Annotated in this window: 12 protein-coding genes; 6 read left to right on the plus strand and 6 right to left on the minus strand. The window is 64.8% G+C overall.

Annotation, left to right across the window (positions count from 1 at the left end):
• Positions 1–37 precede the first annotated feature (37 nt).
• From BVH01_RS04915 to rtcA, 3 genes are all read left to right on the plus strand, one after another.
• Positions 38–616 carry a hypothetical protein gene (locus BVH01_RS04915; RefSeq protein ID WP_075929263.1) on the plus strand — a complete coding sequence of 193 codons (579 nt, stop codon included), beginning with the start codon at positions 38–40 and terminating at the stop codon, positions 614–616.
• A 16-nt stretch (positions 617–632) separates the two neighbouring features.
• Complete coding sequence (locus BVH01_RS04920) at positions 633–1,421, plus strand: nucleotidyltransferase domain-containing protein (RefSeq protein WP_075929264.1); 789 nt, start codon at positions 633–635, stop codon at positions 1,419–1,421.
• 141 nt (positions 1,422–1,562) lie between these two features.
• Entirely contained in the window at positions 1,563–2,588 is a 1,026-nt protein-coding gene (rtcA, locus tag BVH01_RS04925; protein WP_075929265.1) for an RNA 3'-terminal phosphate cyclase, read from the plus strand.
• A 476-nt stretch (positions 2,589–3,064) separates the two neighbouring features.
• On the opposite strand, the gene ettA is transcribed toward rtcA, so the two are convergent.
• Positions 3,065–4,729, minus strand: a complete 1,665-nt coding sequence (gene ettA / locus BVH01_RS04930) for an energy-dependent translational throttle protein EttA (RefSeq protein ID WP_075929266.1) — start codon at positions 4,727–4,729, stop codon at positions 3,065–3,067.
• Between the two features lie 394 nt (positions 4,730–5,123).
• Between ettA and BVH01_RS04935 the strand changes: the two genes are divergently transcribed.
• Positions 5,124–9,293, plus strand: a complete 4,170-nt coding sequence (locus BVH01_RS04935) for an EAL domain-containing protein (RefSeq protein WP_075929312.1) — start codon at positions 5,124–5,126, stop codon at positions 9,291–9,293.
• A 122-nt stretch (positions 9,294–9,415) separates the two neighbouring features.
• Positions 9,416–10,669 carry a serine hydroxymethyltransferase gene (gene glyA, locus BVH01_RS04940; protein ID WP_075929267.1) on the plus strand — a complete coding sequence of 418 codons (1,254 nt, stop codon included), beginning with the start codon at positions 9,416–9,418 and terminating at the stop codon, positions 10,667–10,669.
• Positions 10,670–11,343: 674 nt separating this feature from the next.
• On the opposite strand, the gene BVH01_RS04945 is transcribed toward glyA, so the two are convergent.
• A complete protein-coding gene (locus BVH01_RS04945) occupies positions 11,344–11,727 on the minus strand; it encodes a hypothetical protein (protein ID WP_075929268.1) in 384 nt (127 codons plus the stop codon).
• A gap of 189 nt (positions 11,728–11,916) precedes the next feature.
• Here BVH01_RS04945 and BVH01_RS04950 point away from each other — a divergent pair, with 189 nt between their 5' ends.
• Positions 11,917–13,545 carry a hybrid sensor histidine kinase/response regulator gene (locus BVH01_RS04950; RefSeq protein WP_075929269.1) on the plus strand — a complete coding sequence of 543 codons (1,629 nt, stop codon included), beginning with the start codon at positions 11,917–11,919 and terminating at the stop codon, positions 13,543–13,545.
• A 148-nt stretch (positions 13,546–13,693) separates the two neighbouring features.
• Here the strand turns inward: BVH01_RS04950 and BVH01_RS04955 are convergent, their stop codons facing one another.
• The 4 genes from BVH01_RS04955 to egtB all read right to left on the minus strand — a co-directional run bounded on the left by BVH01_RS04955 (position 13,694) and on the right by egtB (position 17,484).
• Positions 13,694–14,347 carry a response regulator transcription factor gene (locus tag BVH01_RS04955; protein ID WP_075929270.1) on the minus strand — a complete coding sequence of 218 codons (654 nt, stop codon included), beginning with the start codon at positions 14,345–14,347 and terminating at the stop codon, positions 13,694–13,696.
• A gap of 170 nt (positions 14,348–14,517) precedes the next feature.
• Positions 14,518–15,108, minus strand: coding sequence for an acyltransferase (locus tag BVH01_RS04960; protein ID WP_075929271.1), 591 nt, complete (start codon positions 15,106–15,108; stop codon positions 14,518–14,520).
• 127 nt (positions 15,109–15,235) lie between these two features.
• On the minus strand, positions 15,236–16,198 hold the full coding sequence (gene egtD / locus BVH01_RS04965) for an L-histidine N(alpha)-methyltransferase (protein WP_075929273.1): 963 nt from the start codon (positions 16,196–16,198) through the stop codon (positions 15,236–15,238).
• 2 nt (positions 16,199–16,200) lie between these two features.
• Positions 16,201–17,484: an ergothioneine biosynthesis protein EgtB gene (egtB, locus tag BVH01_RS04970; protein ID WP_075929275.1), complete on the minus strand. Its 1,284-nt coding sequence runs from the start codon at positions 17,482–17,484 to the stop codon at positions 16,201–16,203.
• Positions 17,485–18,284: the final 800 nt, after the last annotated feature.

Here is an 18,284-nt window from a genome sequence, read left to right on the forward strand (position 1 = left end):
TGCTCGAGGCATGCGAATAACGGGATGAGGTGAGGCCATGCTGCAACCGATGCAAAGCCAGCGACTCGACGAACTGCGCACCCGCCTGGAAGAGGCGGGCTGCGTGTTCGATTTCGTGGTGACCACGCTCGACACGACCGCCACACCTGGCGAGGCGGAGCATCGGCAGGCCCTGGAGTTGCTGTTCGAGGCCATCCAGGCACGCGCCCGGGTCTGGCAACAGAAGCTGATCGCTCAGGATGCCCGTTACGCGAACTACCGCTGGCCCGAACCGACGGCGGATCTAGCTCAGGCCCGCCCACAGCCGCTCACGGCCGATGCCAATCGGGAGCTGGCCAGCGAGGAGGGTTCGCTGTGCCGCAACTTCCGCGACCCGCCCTACGGCACTCAGTTGCAGGTGGCGGACTTTCGCGAGTGGCTACAAATGCTGCGGCTGTATCCCGATGAACCGCTGCAGGTGTTCGATTGGGTCGGCGATGCAGACAGAGAGCCGCAGCGCAGCACCTGGAGCGACTATTTCGACGACGGCAAGGAATGGTGGGGCATCTGGTGCCTCACGTTATACAACCCGCGACGTCGGACATTGTCCGCGCTGGCCGCCAGCGCGACAGACTGAACAAGGATGGAAAAACATGGACATGCAACAACGCCACCCCCTCAGCGACGCCATGCGCGCGCGGGTGCTGGCTGAACTCGAACGGGTCGAGCGCGAACGCAACGTCAAGGTGCTGTATGCCTGCGAATCCGGCAGCCGCGCCTGGGGTTTCGCCTCGACGGACAGCGACTACGACGTGCGCTTCGTCTACGTGGAAAAACCGGACTGGTTCGTTCAGGTGGATGCTGGTCGCGACGTGATCGAGCGCCCGCTGGACGACGAGCTGGACGTCAGCGGCTGGGAGCTGCGCAAGACCCTCGGCCTGCTGCGCAAATCCAACCCGACGCTGCTCGAATGGCTCGACTCGCCCCTGGTGTACCGTCAGGAAGATCAAGCCACGGCGCGCCTGCGCGAGCTGGCCGAGCATTTCTACAGCCCGCCAGCGGCGCGCAATCACTACGTGTCGATGGCCAGAAAGAATTTCCGCGGCTACCTGCAGGACGAGACGGTGCGCCTCAAGAAATACTTCTACGTACTGCGCCCGCTGCTCGCCGTGCTGTGGATCGACCAGGGCCGTGGCCGGCCGCCGATGACCTTCGCCGATCTGCTGCAGACGGTGGACGACTCGGCGCTGCTGACCGAAGTGGACGAGCTGCTGACCCTCAAGCGTAGCGCCGACGAGTCCGCCTACGGCCCGCGCCGCCCTGCCCTGCACGCTTTCATCGAGGCGCAGCTGGAGCGGCCGGTGCCGGCGTTGCCGCGTACCCAGGCGGACAGCGGGCTGCTCGACGTCTACCTGCGAGAAATGGTGGGTCGCTACGCCTGAGCCGCATTTGTAGCCCAGATGAGCGAGGCGATACTCCGGGTATCGCCTGTTCGATCCAGTCCACCGCTGAGCGGGACGCGGCGCGACCCGGTAGGAATTCCCACGCGGAGCGTGGGAACGATCAAGATCAAAGGATTCACCATGAACAAGGATATTCTCGAACTCGACGGCGTCATCGGCGGCGGGCAGGTGCTGCGGACGGCACTGAGCCTGTCGATGATCACCGGCACACCGTTTCGCATCATCAACATTCGCGCCAGGCGTAGTCGCCCGGGCCTGCTGCGTCAGCACCTGACCGCCGTGCTCGCCGCTGCCGAAATCAGCGGTGCCGAGGTTGAGGGCGCCAAGCTGCATGCCACCAGCCTGGTGTTTCGCCCCGGCCCGATCCGCGGCGGAGACTACCGTTTCGCCATCGGCTCGGCGGGTAGCTGCACCCTGGTGCTGCAAACCGTTCTGCCGGCCTTGCTGCAGGCCGCCGAGCCAAGCCGCGTGCAGATCCGCGGCGGCACCCACAACCCGGCCGCGCCGCCGTTCGACTTCCTCGACCGGGCCTGGCTGCCGCTGCTACGGCGTATGGGTGGCCGGGTCGAGTTGCAGCTGCATCGCCATGGCTTCGTGCCGGCCGGTGGCGGCGCGCTGGAAGCGTTCATCCAGCCGTCGCCGCTGATGCCCCTGCACCTGCCCGAGCGGGGCGAGGTGCTCGAACAACGCGCCGACGTTCTGCTGGCTGGCATTCCCGGCCACGTGGGCGAGCGCGAGCTGGCCCGCGTCGGCAAGCGCCTGCAGTGGCCGGACGCCGACCTGCACTGCACCTGGCTGGACCAGGAGCACGGCCCAGGCAACATCCTGACCCTCACGGTGGCCTGCGAGCAGCTCACCGAGCAGTTCTGCGCCTTCGGCCAGAACGGCGTTCGCGCCGAGGCAGTGGCCGACCGTGCCATCGAACCGCTGCGCCAGTGGCTGACCAGCGGCGCGGCGGTGGCCGAGCACCTGGCCGACCAGTTGCTGCTACCGATGGCGCTAGCCGGCAGCGGCAGCTTCACCACAACGCATCTGAGCGAGCATCTGCAGAGCAATATCCAGGTGATCGAAGCCTTCTGCCCGGTGGCGGTTCATTGCACGCCGGCGGGCAAGGCGTTGCGGGTAGAAGTTGGTGGTAGGGCCTGAGACCTGATCGCGATCGTTGTGCACTGGCGAACACGTATCTCACGGATCGGCAGCAAGAGCGGCCACTCAAACCAACCTGTGGGAGCCCCGACCTCGGGGCGAAACGATTGCAGCCTGACTGCCTATCGGCGGTGCCTGACTCATTCGCCGCGAGGTCGCGGCTCCCACAAAAACGGGCCAAGTTCTCAAAGCCTGTTCAAAGTCTTATCTGCGCATGAAGCGGCAACTACAAGGCAGAAGCAGACACTCAAACCAATCTGTGGGAGCCCCGACCTCGGGGCGAAACGATTGCAGCCTGACTGCCTATTTCGGCGGTGCCTGAGCGATTCGCCGCGAGGTCGCGGCTCCCACAATGGATCGGATAACGGCCGCTCCCGCCGCTTTGCAGTCATCGAAACGAAAGGAATTCGAAAACACCCCAAAAAACGCAGCCATAAAAAAACGGAGCCCTGAGGCTCCGTTTTCTACGACAGCGCTTACTGCGCCAGCTTCTTGTGCCGTACACGGTGTGGCTGGGCGGCGGCGTCGCCGAGGCGTTTCTTGCGGTCGGCTTCGTACTCGGTGTAGTTGCCTTCGAAGAACAGCACGCCGTCGTCCTCGTAGGAGAGGATGTGGGTCGCCACGCGGTCCAGGAACCAGCGATCGTGAGAGATCACGATAGCGGCGCCGGGGAAGTCCAGCAGCGCGTCTTCCAGCGAGCGCAGGGTTTCCACGTCGAGGTCGTTGGACGGTTCGTCGAGCAGCAGGACGTTGGCGCCCTCCTTCAGGGTCAGGGCCAGGTGCAGGCGGCCACGTTCACCACCGGAGAGGTCCTTGACGAACTTCTGCTGGTCGGCGCCCTTGAAGTTGAAGCGGCCCACGTAACCGCGGGACGGGACTTCGTAGTTGCCGATCTTGATCATGTCCAGGCCGTCGGACACCGCTTCCCAGACGGTCTTGCTGCCGTCCAGGTCTTCGCGGCTCTGGTCGACGCAGGCCAGCTGCACGGTTTCACCGATCTCGATGCTGCCCGAATCCGGCTGTTCCTTGCCCATCAGCATGCGGAACAGGGTCGACTTACCTGCACCGTTACCGCCGATCACGCCGACGATGGCGCCCTTGGGTACGCTGAACGACAGGTCTTCGACCAGTACGCGGTCACCGTAGCCCTTGGTGACGTTCTTGAACTCGATGACCTTGTCACCCAGACGCGCGCCGGCCGGGATGTAGATCTCGTTGGTCTCGGCGCGTTTCTGGAATTCCTGGGACTGCATTTCCTCGAAGCGCTGCAGACGAGCCTTGGATTTCGACTGGCGGGCCTTGGCGCCTTTGCGCACCCACTCCAGCTCTTCCTTCATGGCCTTCTCGTGGGCGGACTGCTGCTTGGATTCCTGGGCGAGACGGTCGGACTTCGCTTCCAGCCAGCCGGAATAGTTGCCTTCGTACGGAATGCCCGCGCCGCGGTCGAGTTCCAGGATCCAGCCGGCGACGTTGTCGAGGAAGTAACGGTCGTGGGTGATCGCCACCACGGTGCCCGGGAAGTCGTGCAGGAAGCGCTCCAGCCAGGCCACCGAGTCGGCGTCCAGGTGGTTGGTCGGCTCGTCGAGCAGCAGCATGTCGGGGGCCGACAGCAGCAGGCGGCACAGCGCCACGCGGCGCTTCTCGCCACCGGACAGGTGCTCGATCTTCGCATCCCAGGCTGGCAGGCGCAGGGCATCGGCGGCGACTTCCAGCTGACGCTCCAGGTTGTGGCCGTCGCTGGCCTGCAGAATGGCTTCCAGCTTGGCCTGCTCAGCGGCCAGCTTGTCGAAGTCGGCATCCGGCTCGGCGTAGGCGGCGTAGACTTCGTCGAGGCGCGCCTGGGCGTCCTTCACGACGCTGACGGCTTCCTCGACCACTTCGCGCACGGTCTTGGTCGGGTCCAGCTTCGGCTCCTGGGGCAGGTAGCCGACGTTGATGTCCGGCATCGGCCGGGCTTCACCGTCGAATTCCTTGTCCACGCCCGCCATGATACGCAGTAGGGTCGATTTACCGGCGCCGTTGAGGCCCAGTACACCGATCTTGGCGCCGGGGAAGAACGACAGGGAGATGTTCTTGAGGATCTCGCGCTTCGGCGGCACGACCTTGCTCAGCCGATGCATGGTGTAGACGTATTGAGCCAAAATTCAGACCTCACTAATAAATGGCGACGATGGCGCGCACCCTATGCCAAGACGCCGCCTCACGCAAACGGATAAATGCCGCGCCAGTTGGCGCGCCAGGCCGTACCGCACGCCCGGACATAATAGAGATGACCTGCCCGGATGACGGTACAGCGGTGACCGGGCATTTTCGGCGATCTGCCCGCGACTAGGAAGAGCCGGCGACGCATGACATTCGTCGCCCGGGCTGGCACTTCGCCACATTTGTGGCATGCTAGCCGCCCTGGGAAGCGGACGCCCTGGACACCCTTATCATCGCAGCACCACCTGCCTACTCGACCCCGCCGTTGCAGGACGTCATCACGTGTCAGCCGCCGAAACCATTCGCCCTCAGCGCGATACCACGATCATTCCCATGCGTCGTTCCCTCAAGGGCGCGCTGGTCGTACTGGTGCTCGGGTTGCTGGTGCTGCTGTTCTGGCAACTGCAATTCGAGTTCCGCCAGTTGAAGGACGACCAGCGCGCCCTCAACCTGGCGGTCAGCGAACAACTGGCCAAGCAACTGAGCCTGAGCATGGCCTCGATGGCCAACGCCGGCTCAGCGGTGCTGCACGCCACCCGCGAGCCGCTGGATTCCGTCGACCAGCAGCAACGCTACCTGGACAACCTGCGCGTGGTTTTCCCGACCCTGCGGGACCTCGCCCATCTGGATGCCAGCGGGCAGCCGCGGCCGGGCAGCAGCCTGGCGCAGGCCGAACAGGCGCTGCTCGCCGAGTTGATCGGCCGCAGCAGCAAGCACAGCTATTACTACGTATTCGACCCGATCGATGGCGGCCATCTCGACCTGCTGCTGCGCGTCGACGACGGCTACTGGGCGCTGCAACTCGATGCCAGCGCCCTTGGCGGCTGGCTGCTCAAGGCGCCCCAGCAAGACGTTTCCTGGCAACTCGAGGACGCCACCAACCAGCGGGTGATCGCCGACTCGCGCGGCGTCAGCGCCGAGGAGCGCAATTACCCGTCGGTCACCGCGGCCAACCAGGCGCAGACCATCGTGCTGCAGGATCTGCCCGGCTCCGACTGGCAACTGCGCGCGATGCTCGATGAAAGCAAGGTGCAGGCCCAGGTGCTGCCGGAGATGCTCGGCAAGATCCTGCTGTTCACCCTGTGCAGCCTGCTCACCCTGTTCGCCCTTTACCGCCTGGTGCGTGAACAGGGCCAGTTGCACGCCCTCAACGCCGCCTCGCGGCGTTCGCTGCATCAGGCCGCCAGCGCCTTGAGCGCCATCGAGGAGCGGGTACTGGTGACCGACGCGACCGGCCGCCTGACCTACCTCAACCCCCAGGCCGAAGCGATGTTCGGCCTGACCACCCAGCACGCCCGCCAGTGGCACCTGCTCGAACTGCTGCCAGGCCTCGACCCGCTGCTGCTGCACGCCACGGCCTTTCACAGCGACCAGGGCCCGGACGTGGTGGAAATCCGCCAGAATGGCCAGACCCGCCTGTTCACCATCACCCGCAGCGACCTGCGCGACGCCTCCCGCCAGCTGGGTTTCGTCTGGGTGCTGCGCGACGTCACCGAGCAGCAGCAGGCGACCCGCGTGCTGCAGGAAACCCGTCGCCGCTATCAGGACATCTTCGACGGCACCGGCACGGCGCTGTGCGTGCTCGACCTGGCCAGCCTCTATCACTTCCTGCGCGAGCAGGGCCTGAACAGCGGCGCCGAACTGAAACCCTGGCTGGACGCCAACCCGCAGCGTCATGGTGAGCTGCTGCAGCATATGCGCTTCACCGAAACCAACCAGATCGCCCTGCGCCTGCTCGGCGTGAGCACCACCGAACAGGCCTGGGAGCAGCTGATCGACCGCGGCGCGGTGCGCGCCGACGGCTTCCGCGCCCAGCTCAGCGCGGCCCTGCTCGATGGCGGCGGCCACCTGGAACTGGAAAGCCACATCGAAGGCGCCAACGGCATCACCCGCCACCTGTGGCTGGTGATGCGCCTGCCGGAAAGCCCCGAGGACCTGCACGCGGTCGCCCTGAGCATCAGCGATATCACCAGCCGCAAGCGCATGGAGCTGTCGCTGGTCGAACGTGAGCGTTTCTGGTCCGAGGTAGTGCGTGCGGTGCCGGACACCCTGTACGTCACCGACCTGCCTACCCGCACGCTGCTGTTCAGCAACCACGACTTCGCCAGCCGCCTGGGCTATGACGACAATTCCGTACGCGGCAAGGGCGACGACTGGTGGAAGCTGATCGTCCACCCCGACGACCACGACCTGCACCAGCGCGTGCGCAACCAGCAGCGCGTGCTGGGCAACGGCGTGCTGCTCGAGTCGCAGCTGCGCGTGCGTCATCGTGACGGCTCCTGGCGCTGGTTCAGCATCACCGAACAGGCCCTGGCGCGCGACGCCAATGGCTGGGTGAGCCGCCTGATCAGCGTGGCCAGGGATATCACCGAGCAGATCGCCCGCAACGAATCGCTGCGCGAGAACGAGCACCGCTACCGCATGCTCGCCGAGAGCATCAGCGATGTGATCTTCTCCACCGACAGCCAGTTGAACCTCAACTACGTCAGCCCCTCGGTGCAGACCGTGCTGGGCTATCCGCCGGCCTGGGTGCAGGCCCACGGCTTCGGCAGCCTGGCCACCAACCCCCAGCAACTCGCCGCGGTGTACGCCCTGCTCGAACGCATCCGAGGCGCCCTGGGCGTGCACCAGCAAATGCACGAGTTGCGCCAGACCCTCACCCCGCAGCTGTTCATCCTCGACTTCCTGCGTGCCGACGGCCGCAAGATTCCCGTAGAACTGCGCCTGGTGCCGATGTGGGACGACAACGGCAAGTTCGAAGGCCTGCTCGGCGTGGGCCGCGACGTGGCCCAGCAGCGCCGTGCCGAGAAAGACCTGCGCATGGCCGCCACGGTGTTCGAGCACTCCACGGCGGCGATCCTGGTCACCGACCCGGCGGGCTACATCGTGCAGGTCAACAATGCCTTCAGCCGGGTCAGCGGCTACAGCGCCGAGCAGGTGCTCGACCAATTGCCAGGCATGCTCACCGCCGACAGCCAGCAGAGCACGCACCTGCATTACGTGCTCAACCAGTTGCACCAGCGCGGCACCTGGGAAGGCGAAATCTGGCTCAAGCGCCGCGACGGCGAAAACTTCCCGGCGTGGGTCGGCATTACCGCCGTGCACGACGAGGAAGGCGACCTGGTCAGCTACGTGTGCTTTTTCAGCGACATCAGCGAGCGCAAGGCCAGCGAGCAGCGCATCCATCGCCTGGCCTACTACGACGCCCTGACCCAGCTGCCCAACCGCACACTGTTCCAGGATCGCCTGCACACCGCCCTGCAGCACGCCGAGCGGCACCGAGAGTGGGTGGTGCTGATGTTCCTCGACCTCGACCGCTTCAAGCCGATCAACGACTCCCTCGGCCACGCCGCTGGCGACCGCATGCTCAAGGACGTGGCCGTGCGCCTGGCCGCCTGCGTGGGCGAAGACGACACCGTGGCGCGCATGGGCGGCGACGAGTTCACCCTGCTGCTGCACTCCAGCGCCAGCCGCGATGCGGCCCTGCACCGCGCCATCCACGTCGCCGAGCAGATTCTCGCCAGCCTGGCCCAGGCCTTCGTGCTCGAAGGCCGCGAGTTCTTCGTCACCGCCAGCATCGGCATCGCCCTCGGCCCGCAGGACGGCAACGAGCCGAGCCAGCTGATGAAGAACGCCGACACCGCCATGTACCACGCCAAGGAGCGCGGCAAGAACAACTTCCAGTTCTACCAGGCGGATATGAACGCCAGCGCCCTGGAGCGCCTGGAGCTCGAAGGCGACCTGCGCCACGCGCTGGAACAGGGCCAATTCCTGCTCCACTACCAGCCGCAGTTCTCCGGCAACGGCAAGCGCCTGACCGGCGTCGAGGCGCTGCTGCGCTGGCAACATCCCAAGCGCGGCCTGGTGGCGCCCGATGCGTTCATCCCGGTGCTCGAAGAACTCGGCCTGGTGGTGCAGGTCGGCGACTGGGTGCTGGCCGAGGCCTGCCGCCAGTTGAACATCTGGCACCACAACAAGATCCGCGTGCCCAAGGTGTCGGTGAACCTCTCGGCCCGTCAGTTCAGCGACGGCGACCTGCGCCAGCGCATCGAACGCATCCTGATCGACAGCCGCATCCCGGCTGCGTGCCTGGAGCTGGAGCTGACCGAAAGCATCCTCATGCAGGACGTCGGCGCCGCGCTACAGACCCTCACGGACCTCAAGAACCTGGGCCTGTGCATCGCCATCGACGACTTCGGCACCGGCTACTCGTCGCTCAACTACCTCAAGCAGTTCCCCATCGACGTGCTGAAGATCGACCGCAGCTTCGTCGACGGCCTGCCCCAGGGCGAGCAGGACGGGCAGATCGCCCGCGCCATCATCGCCATGGCCCACAGCCTGAACATGTCGGTGATCGCCGAGGGCGTTGAAACCCAGGAACAGCTCGACTTTCTGCGCACCCACGACTGCGACGAGGTGCAGGGCTACCTGCTGGGCCGGCCGATGCCCGCCCATCGCTTCGAGGCGCAGTTCTGCGGGCGCAGCCTGTTCATGCTCGAGTAAGCGCGGCGCGTCTTGAGCGCCACTTGTCCCGGTCATGATCACGCTTCATATGCCTGGCCAGCTCGGATGCGGTAGAATCCGCACCCTATTTCTTCCGCCCAGCTGACTTTCAGGGGATTGCCATGTTCAGCCGTGATTTGACCATTGCCAAGTACGACGCCGAGCTCTTCGAAGCCATGCAGCAAGAAGCTCTGCGCCAGGAAGAGCACATCGAGCTGATCGCCTCGGAAAACTACACCAGCCCAGCGGTGATGGAAGCTCAGGGCAGCGTGCTGACCAACAAATACGCCGAAGGCTACCCGGGCAAGCGCTACTACGGTGGCTGCGAGTACGTCGACGTGGTCGAGCAACTGGCCATCGACCGCGCCAAGGAACTGTTCGGCGCCGATTACGCCAACGTTCAGCCACACGCCGGTTCGCAAGCCAACGCCGCCGTCTACCTGGCCCTGCTGAGCGCCGGTGACACCATCCTGGGCATGAGCCTGGCCCACGGCGGCCACCTGACCCACGGCGCCAGCGTTTCCTCCTCCGGCAAGCTGTACAACGCCATCCAGTACGGCATCGACGCCAACGGCCTGATCGACTACGACGAAGTCGAGCGCCTGGCCGTCGAGCACAAGCCGAAGATGATCGTCGCCGGTTTCTCCGCCTATTCCCAGGTGCTGGACTTCCCGCGCTTCCGCGCCATCGCCGACAAGGTTGGTGCTTACCTGTTCGTCGACATGGCCCACGTGGCCGGCCTGGTTGCCGCTGGCGTGTACCCCAACCCGGTGCCGTTCGCCGACGTGGTCACCACCACCACCCACAAGACCCTGCGCGGCCCGCGCGGCGGCCTGATCCTCGCCCGCGCCAACGCCGACATCGAGAAGAAGCTGAACTCCGCCGTTTTCCCGGGTGCCCAGGGCGGCCCGCTGGAGCACGTCATCGCCGCCAAGGCAATCTGCTTCAAGGAAGCCCTGCAGCCCGAGTTCAAGGCTTATCAGCAGCAAGTGGTGAAGAACGCCCAGGCCATGGCCGAAGTGTTCATCGAGCGCGGCTTCGACGTGGTGTCCGGCGGCACCCAGAACCACCTGTTCCTGCTCTCGCTGATCAAGCAGGAAATCTCCGGTAAGGACGCCGACGCTGCTCTGGGCAAGGCCTACATCACCGTCAACAAGAACTCGGTCCCGAACGACCCGCGCTCGCCGTTCGTCACCTCGGGCCTGCGTTTCGGCACCCCGGCCGTCACCACCCGCGGTTTCAAGGAAACCGAGTGCCGCGAACTGGCCGGCTGGATCTGCGACATCCTCGCCGACCTGAACAACGAAGCGGTGATCGACGCCGTTCGCGAGAAGGTCAAGGCCATCTGCGCCAAGCTGCCGGTCTACGGCAAGTAAGCGTCAGCGCAGCAATGAGGAGCCCGGCTGATGCCGGGCTTTTTCTTGCCTGCGGGAAAATGTGCTGGCGCCGCTCCCACAAAAGCAAATACGACACCCACTATCGCGTAGGAGCCCCGACCCGGGGCGAATGGCAGCTTCACCGCAACATCCCTGCGCGCCAACCATCGCTTCGCGCCGGGGGCGACGCTCCCACAGAAGCAGCTGCGACACCCACTCCCGCGTAGGAGCCCCGACCCGGGGCGAATGGCAGCCACACCGCAACATCCCTGCGCGCCGACCATCGCTTCGCGCCGGGGGCAACGCTCCCACAGAAGCAACTGCGACACCCACACCCACGTAGGAGCCCCGACCTGGGGCGAATGGCAGCTACACCGCAACATCCCTGCGCGCCAACCATCGCTTCGCGCCGGGGGCGACGCTCCCACAAAAAGCGGCTACACCCGCTCCCGCGTAGAAGCCCCGACCCGGGGCGAATGGCGGCCACGTCGCACTATCCCTGCGTACCAACCATCGCTTCGCGCCGGGGCGGCGCTCCCACAAAAGCCGCGCTAACCGCCCTCGCGTAGAAGCCCCGACCCGGGACGAATGTCGGCCGCAACGAAAAAACCGCGCAATGGCGCGGTTTTTTCGGCGGGTCTTTCCAACGGGGTTGCGCGGCTAGGCCGCTTCCATCAACGCGATGCCGCGGCCGGTGCAACTGCCGCGGTGCAAGGCGAACCTGCGCCCAGGCCGGCGGTCATGCTTTCGACGTTGTTGAGCACGTCGTTGCCCTGGTTGACGCGCTGAGCCTTCTCGGCGGCATCCATACGCTGGGCATAGGTCGTGGAGTTGCCCTGCATGCTCTGCTGGGTTTCCAGCACGGAGTTGGCGATGCTCAGCAGGCTGCGGCCCGTGGAGATCAGGCTGTCGGAGGTGCTCGGCGTGCACGGTGCGGCGCCATTGGCCACCTGGGAGCTGTGCAGCCCCTGGCTTTGCGTGTTCTGCGGCAGGCACCCGGCGAGTGTGGCCAGTACCGGGACAAAAAGCAGAGCCCCAAGCGTTCCTTTGATACTCATGTCTGTTCCCTCGATCACTGGGCTCCGGCCTGGTGCCGAAGCGATGGCGGGGATTCTAGGAAGCGTGCCTGCGCGGCGGAATAGTACGGGTGTGCTAGAGGCACTTTGTACCCCACGCGCGCCTTGCACCACCGAGCGGCGGCGGCCTATGGTGGGCGGATATCCGCGTTAGCGCACAGGGAAACCGTCATGCTGGCCACCGCATCTCCACAATACGATGTCGAACGCGCCCAGGCGGTGGTGCGCCTGATCATCGCGCCGATCGCCATCGGCTACACCCTGCTGATGCACCTGCGCTCGGCCATAGACCCCGCGCTGGCCGGTTGGATCCTGCTGCTCGAGTTCCTCTTCCTGGCCGCGTCCCTGGCCCTGTGGATCGACATCCGCCGGCGCCCCGGCAACCACCCGGTGCGCCGTGTGCTGACCATGCTCAGCGACTACACCTGCATCACCCTGACGATCGCTATCGGCGGCGAACCGATGCTGCCGGTGTACGCCATCCTGATCTGGGTCACCGTGGGCTACGGCCTGCGCTACGGCTCCAGCTACCTGCTGCTGGCAACCGTGCTGGCCACCCTGTCGCTGCTGATCATTGCCAGCATCTCGGCCTACTGGCAGTCGCAGCCTTACCTGATCGTCACCTTGCTGCTCACCACCCTGATGGTGCCGGCCTACATGCACGCTCTGCTCAAGCGCTCGCGCCTGGCGGCCGAGGCCGAGCAGGCCGCCAACCGCGCCAAGTCGCAATTCCTCGCCCAGGCCAGCCACGACCTGCGCCAGCCCATCCACTCCATCAGCCTGTTCACCGCCTGCCTGCGCGACAGCCGCCTGGACGGCGAGCAGCACCGTCTGGTGGAGAACATCGACAAGTCCCTGAACAGCGTTGCCCGGCTGTTCCGTACGATTCTGGACATGTACTCGCTGGACAGCGGCAAGGTCGTCGCGCACATGGAGCCCCTGCCCCTACAAGGCCTGCTGCGCCAGCTGATCCAGCAGAACCTTGAGGCGGCGCGCTGGGCCGGTGTGGAGATCCGCCTGCACTGCCCGGACGTGCATGTGCAGGCCGATCAGGGCCTGCTGACCACCATGCTGCAGAACCTGCTCTCCAACGCCCTCAAGTACGCCCCCGGCCAGCCCATGCTGATCGGCTGCCGTCAACGCGGTGCGCATCTCTCCATCGAGCTTTACGACAGGGGCCGCGGCATCGCCGAGGCCCACCTGGAAAACATCTTCGAGGAGTTCTACCGCGTGCGGCAGGCCCGCGACAGCGACGTGGAAGGCATGGGCCTGGGGCTGACCATCGTGCGCCGGCTGGGCAAGCTGATGAACCTGCAGGTGCGCATCCGCTCGGTGGAAGGCAAAGGCACCCTGGCGGCCATCGACGGCCTGCAACTGGTCAGTGCACCCGCCCGGCAGGCGGCACCACTGGCGAGGCCACAGGCGCCGAGCGTGCTGAACGGCCTGCGTGTGTGCCTGATCGAGGATGACCAGAACGTGCTGCTGGCCACCGCCACCCTGCTGAAGAAATGGGGCTGCGTGGTCGACACCTACACCTCACTACCCGACGTGGCGGCGGATATCGACCTGGTGGTGACAGACTTCGACCTTGGCCTGGAAGCCTCCGGCGCCGACTGCATCGCCCACGTGCGGGCCCTCGCCGCCCGCCAGGTACCGGCCATCATCATGACCGGCCACGACGTGCGCCGCGTGCAGGAAGCAGTGGGCGAAGACGCGATCCCGATTCTCTCCAAACCCGTGCAACCGGCCGAACTGCGCTCGTTGCTGGTGGCGCTGAAGCTCAAGGCCCAAGTGGCCTAAGCGGCCTAGGCTCCGTACGGAAAGTTGCCGAGCGAAGGTCAGGCAAGGCGAAATGGCTCGAAGAAGCGCAGTTTACGTGTTGTAAATGAGCATTCTGAGAGACATTTCAACGCAGCATCACCGAGCGCAGGCACTTTCCGTAGAGAGCCTAGCGCAGCCCGGCCTTGGCGCCCATCGCCGCTGCAGCCGCGCGGCTGCTCACATCCAGCGTACGCATCAGCGCTGAAACATGGATGCGCACGGTAAAGGGCGAGATATCCAGCTCACGGGCAATCTCCTTGTTGGCCAGGCCGCGCACCAGTAGGCGCAGCACGTCCTGCTGCCGCGGGGTGAGCTGCTCCAGCAGGTGCCGCGCCTCGGCGAAGGCCGGCACCCCGGCAGGCCCCAGGGTCAGCACGAAATCGCCGTCGCGCACCGCCTGCAGCGCCTCGGCGATCTCGTCGGGCGGCGTCGCCTTGCCGATAAAGCCATCGGCACCGGCCGCCATTACCTCGTCGATCAACTCACGGTTGTCGACCATCGACACGATCACGATGGAGCTGCGCGTGAAGCGCTGCCGCAACGCGCCAATGGCCTGCGGCGATTGCCCGGGGAACAGCAGGTCGAGCATGAACAGGCTGGGCGGCACACCGGCAACGGCCAGGGCCAGCACCTCGTCCATGTCGCCGGCTTCGAGAATGCAGGCGTGGGGGAACACCCGCTGCGTGATGCGGCTCAGCCCCTCGCGGAACACCGGATGATCATCGGCGACGATGATGCGTTCTTGCGCGGATCGTTCGAGGTTGGGAGGCGTGTGGGTCATGGGCTCAGACTAAGGTCATCCACCCGCGCGTGCCAGCACTGGTTCACAGACTGAAGCGATGATGCGACGGAATGTTCGCCGCGAGCGCAGCGCCGACGGCACTGACGAATGCCCTCGGCGCCCGCTGCCAAGCCACGCTAATCCCACGCGTGGCTGGCAAGATTGCCGCGTTACCAGCCCATGTTGAAATGAATGCCCGGTCTGAAGCTGAAGCTCGGGTCGGCGACGATCAGTTCGTCCTTACCCTTCTCCCTGGCCACGCGCACGTTGAAGGATTGCGGTTCGACAATTTTCTCAAGCGACGCGCGGCTCGCCGCCTTGATGATGTCCGGGTTCTTGACCCACTCATCGACGCTGGCCGGGGCCACGGTGAAACTCACGGTCCAGGCACCGGAGAGCGCCGGCGGCAGGTCGCCCTCGGCCTCTTCGCCGATGACCTTGATGTCGCTGATCTGGTAGCTGTCCGTGTAGCAGAAGCCGGAGCGCTCGGCATCGTACTTAGCCTGGCCCTTCTCGGTGAGCTGGTAGCCATCGGCGCCCTGCGCGATGAAACCGATGGTTTCGAACGGCCGGGTGATCGCCCCGTTTTTGCTGGCCATGTCGGGCGCAATCGGGAAGCTCTTGAACAGCGTCGAGGTGGCGCAGCCTTTGCGGGAAATGCTGTCGGCCAGCGTTTTGGAAATTTCCGACTCCGATGGCGCGTTTTGCCCACAAGCGGAGATCAGGGCGGACAGGGTGACGAGGGTTAGCAAGCGTTGCAAAGTTGGCATCCTTTTCGAGGGTAAGTGCAGTCGGCGCGGCGCCTGAAGGTAATCAGGCCCGCCGTGCCGATGCTTACAGACACCAACGCCGCGCAATCGTTGCCGAGATTTCCGACCGCCGCGCCCCTCACTCGCGCCGCAGAAAATGCACGCTGAACAGCTGCGCGGGGTCGCGCCACATGGCCACCGAGGCGAAGCCGCACTCACTTGCCAACGCCCGGAAGGTGCCAGGCGTGTACTTGTAGGAATTCTCGGTGTGCAGAGTTTCGCCGGCAGCGAAATCGAACACCCGGTCTTCGATGCGCACCTGCTGCTTCTGGCGGCTGACCAGGTGCATCTCGATGCGCGAGGCCTGCTCGTTGTAGAAGGCCCGATGCTCGAAGCGCTGCGGGTCGATGTCGCTGTCCAGTTCGGTGCGGATGCGCTCGAGCAGGTTGAGGTTGAACAGCGCGGTGACCCCGGCCGCATCGTTGTAGGCACGCTCCAGCACCTGGCGGTCCTTGACCAGATCCACGCCGATCAGCAAGCCACTGCCGGCCGGCAGCGCCTGGTGCAGATTACGCAGAAAGGCGCGCGCCTCGATGGGGTCGAAATTGCCGATGCTCGAGCCCGGAAAGAACGCCAGCGGCCGTTGCCCCAGTGCCTCGGCGGGCAACTTCAGCGGTTGGCTGAAATCGGCGCACAACGCGTGCACGTCCAGCCAGCGGTAGTCGGCGGCGAGCCGGCGCGTGCAGATATCGAGAAACTCGCGGGAGATATCGATGCCCAGGTAGCGCGCCGGGCGCAGGGCTTCTAGCAGCAGGCGAATCTTGCGGCTGGCGCCACTGCCCAGCTCCACCAGGCTGGCGTTACGCCCGGCCAGCTCGGCGATAGCGTCCGCGGCCAGGCGCAGGATGGTTTCCTCCGTGCGCGTCGGGTAGTACTCCGGCTGCTGGCAGATCAGCTCGAACAGTTGCGAGCCGCGGTGATCGTAGAAGAACTTCGGCGACATCGCCTTCGGGCTGGCCGCGAAGCCGCGCAGGGCCTCGTCACGCAGCGCCTGCTGTTCGACGTTCTGGGGTTGTTCGTGGGTACGGATTGCCAGTGCCATGCTCAGAGCTCCTTGGCCAGGCGCAGGCCGGAAAACTGCCAGCGCATGGTGGGGTAGAAGAAGTTGCGATAGGTGGGCCGAACATGGTCTTCCGGCGTGGCGCAGCTACCGCCGCGCAATACCATCTGGCCCGACATGAACTTGCCGTTGTACTCACCCAGGCTGCCGCCCAATGGGCGAAAGCCGGGGTACGGCCGGTAGGCGCTGGCGGTCCACTCCCACACATCGCCATACAGCTGCTGCAGGCCATCGCCCTGCCCCGCCGCCACCGGCTGCAGGTGATCGTTCTCGACGAAGTTGCCCCACACAGGCTCATCCTGGGCGGCGATTTCCCACTCTTCCTCGCGCGGCAATCGCGCCTGGGCCCAGGTGGCGAAGGCCTCGGCCTCGAAATAACTGAGGTGGCAGACCGGCGCAGCCAGATCCAGCTCACGCGGCCCGCCGAGGGTCAGCTCCAACCAGTCGTCGCCCTCTCGCTGCCAGTACAGCGGCGCCTGCCAGCCGGCGCGCTGGATATGATCCCAACCGTCCGCCAGCCACAGGGCGGTGCTGCGGTAACCGCCATCACGGATGAACTCCAGATACTCGCCATTGCTCACCGGTCGGTTGGCTAGCTGAAAGGCCTCGGCGAACACCCGGTGCTGCGGCCGCTCGCAATCGAAGGCAAAGCCCTCGCCGCTAAAACCGACCTGGCGCAGCCCGGCGGGAAACTCGATCCAGCGCAGTTCGCTGGCTGCCGCGCCGCCCGGCTTGAGGTCATGCCGGTAAACAGGCCGCAGCGGGTTCTGCGCCAGGATGTGCTTGATATCCATCAACAGCAGCTCCTGATGCTGCTGCTCGTGCTCCAGCCCCAGCTCGATGCGCTGCAACACTTCGTCGGGCAACTCAGCACCGTGCTGGCTGAACAGCTGCTCCATGGCCAGATCGACATGGCTGCGATAGGCGTACATCTCGCTCACCGTCGGCCGCGACAACAACCCTCGCCGCGCCCGCTCGAAGGGCGTGCCGTGGGTCTTGTAGTAGGAGTTGAAAAGATGGTCGTAGCGCTCGTCCAGCGGGCGATAGCCCGGCAGGAAGGGCTGCAGCACGAAGGCCTCGAAGAACCAGGTGACATGCGCCAGATGCCACTTCGGCGGGCTCACGTCCGGCATGCTCTGGATCACATGATCCTCGGCCTCCAGCGGCTCGCAAAGCCGCTCACTGGCAGTACGTACACGCTGGTAACGCTGCCAGAGCTGTTCGACGTGCAGCGGTGAAGTGGCGATCCTGCTGGTGCGGTCTCGCATAACACGCATCCTGTGCCGGCGCCGCGAAACGCGACGGTTCTAAAGCCGACTGGATGGGGATGGGAAAGGTTCAGGGAAAGTGGCTGGGTGGTGCGGGTTGAAGCTAAAGCGCAGAGGTATAAACGAAAAAGCCGCGCAGAGCGCGGCTTTGAAGGTGGTGGGCCCACACGAACTCGAACCGTGGACCAAAGGATTATGAGTGACCTAGAAACGCCTCAAGGCCAGTAAAACCGTTAGTAGCTTAGTGTAAGTAAAATAAACTGAAAGCAGCGTCGTTACTGGCCTTGAGCGAAGCTTTTAGAAATCATCAAAAGCTAGTCACTGTACCGCCAGTGTACTGTTTTTGTACCGAGCAACACTCAGTCTCTGAACACTTGCATCGTCCCCCTTGCCCATAATGCAGGCACCCAGCAACGAGGCAAGTTGTTCAGCCTGCCAGGTGAAATGCGGCCAAACGGCATCTCAATGAGAGACTTAGGTTCATATTTAACAGGTGAACCAGCATCCATCCTTCGCTATGACTGCTACCGGCCATAAGAGGTCACTCGGTTAAGCATAAGTTACTCAGTGAGGCGCCCGTAAAAGTTTTTCTGAGCGGCTACTCTTGAGCTTCGCGGTCGCAGATTATAAATGTTGAAGCCGTCACATTCGAAGTCATTGGGACTTGTTCAGACGGTGACCTGTTGTTGAATCTAAGCAGCCCGATTCTGGAAATGAGTTATCCAATCTGTTAACGATTGAATATTCTTTTCGAGCTCGTCTAACTCTGGTGGTACGCTCGGTAGCTCCTATGCGTGGGA

This window comes from Pseudomonas sp. PA1(2017), assembly GCF_001945375.1.
Lineage (GTDB): Bacteria > Pseudomonadota > Gammaproteobacteria > Pseudomonadales > Pseudomonadaceae > Aquipseudomonas.

Bases quoted from the DNA above. Each gene is read 5' to 3' on its own strand.
- BVH01_RS04915 (WP_075929263.1), top strand. From the start codon at position 38: ATGCTGCAACCGATGCAAAGCCAGCGACTCGACGAACTGCGCACCCGC.
- BVH01_RS04920 (WP_075929264.1), top strand. From the start codon at position 633: ATGGACATGCAACAACGCCACCCCCTCAGCGACGCCATGCGCGCGCGG.
- BVH01_RS04950 (WP_075929269.1), top strand. From the start codon at position 11,917: ATGCTGGCCACCGCATCTCCACAATACGATGTCGAACGCGCCCAGGCG.
- BVH01_RS04955 (WP_075929270.1), bottom strand. From the start codon at position 14,347: ATGACCCACACGCCTCCCAACCTCGAACGATCCGCGCAAGAACGCATC.
- rtcA (WP_075929265.1), top strand. From the start codon at position 1,563: ATGAACAAGGATATTCTCGAACTCGACGGCGTCATCGGCGGCGGGCAG.
- BVH01_RS04945 (WP_075929268.1), bottom strand. From the start codon at position 11,727: ATGAGTATCAAAGGAACGCTTGGGGCTCTGCTTTTTGTCCCGGTACTG.
- glyA (WP_075929267.1), top strand. From the start codon at position 9,416: ATGTTCAGCCGTGATTTGACCATTGCCAAGTACGACGCCGAGCTCTTC.
- egtB (WP_075929275.1), bottom strand. From the start codon at position 17,484: ATGCGAGACCGCACCAGCAGGATCGCCACTTCACCGCTGCACGTCGAA.
- egtD (WP_075929273.1), bottom strand. From the start codon at position 16,198: ATGGCACTGGCAATCCGTACCCACGAACAACCCCAGAACGTCGAACAG.
- BVH01_RS04935 (WP_075929312.1), top strand. From the start codon at position 5,124: ATGCGTCGTTCCCTCAAGGGCGCGCTGGTCGTACTGGTGCTCGGGTTG.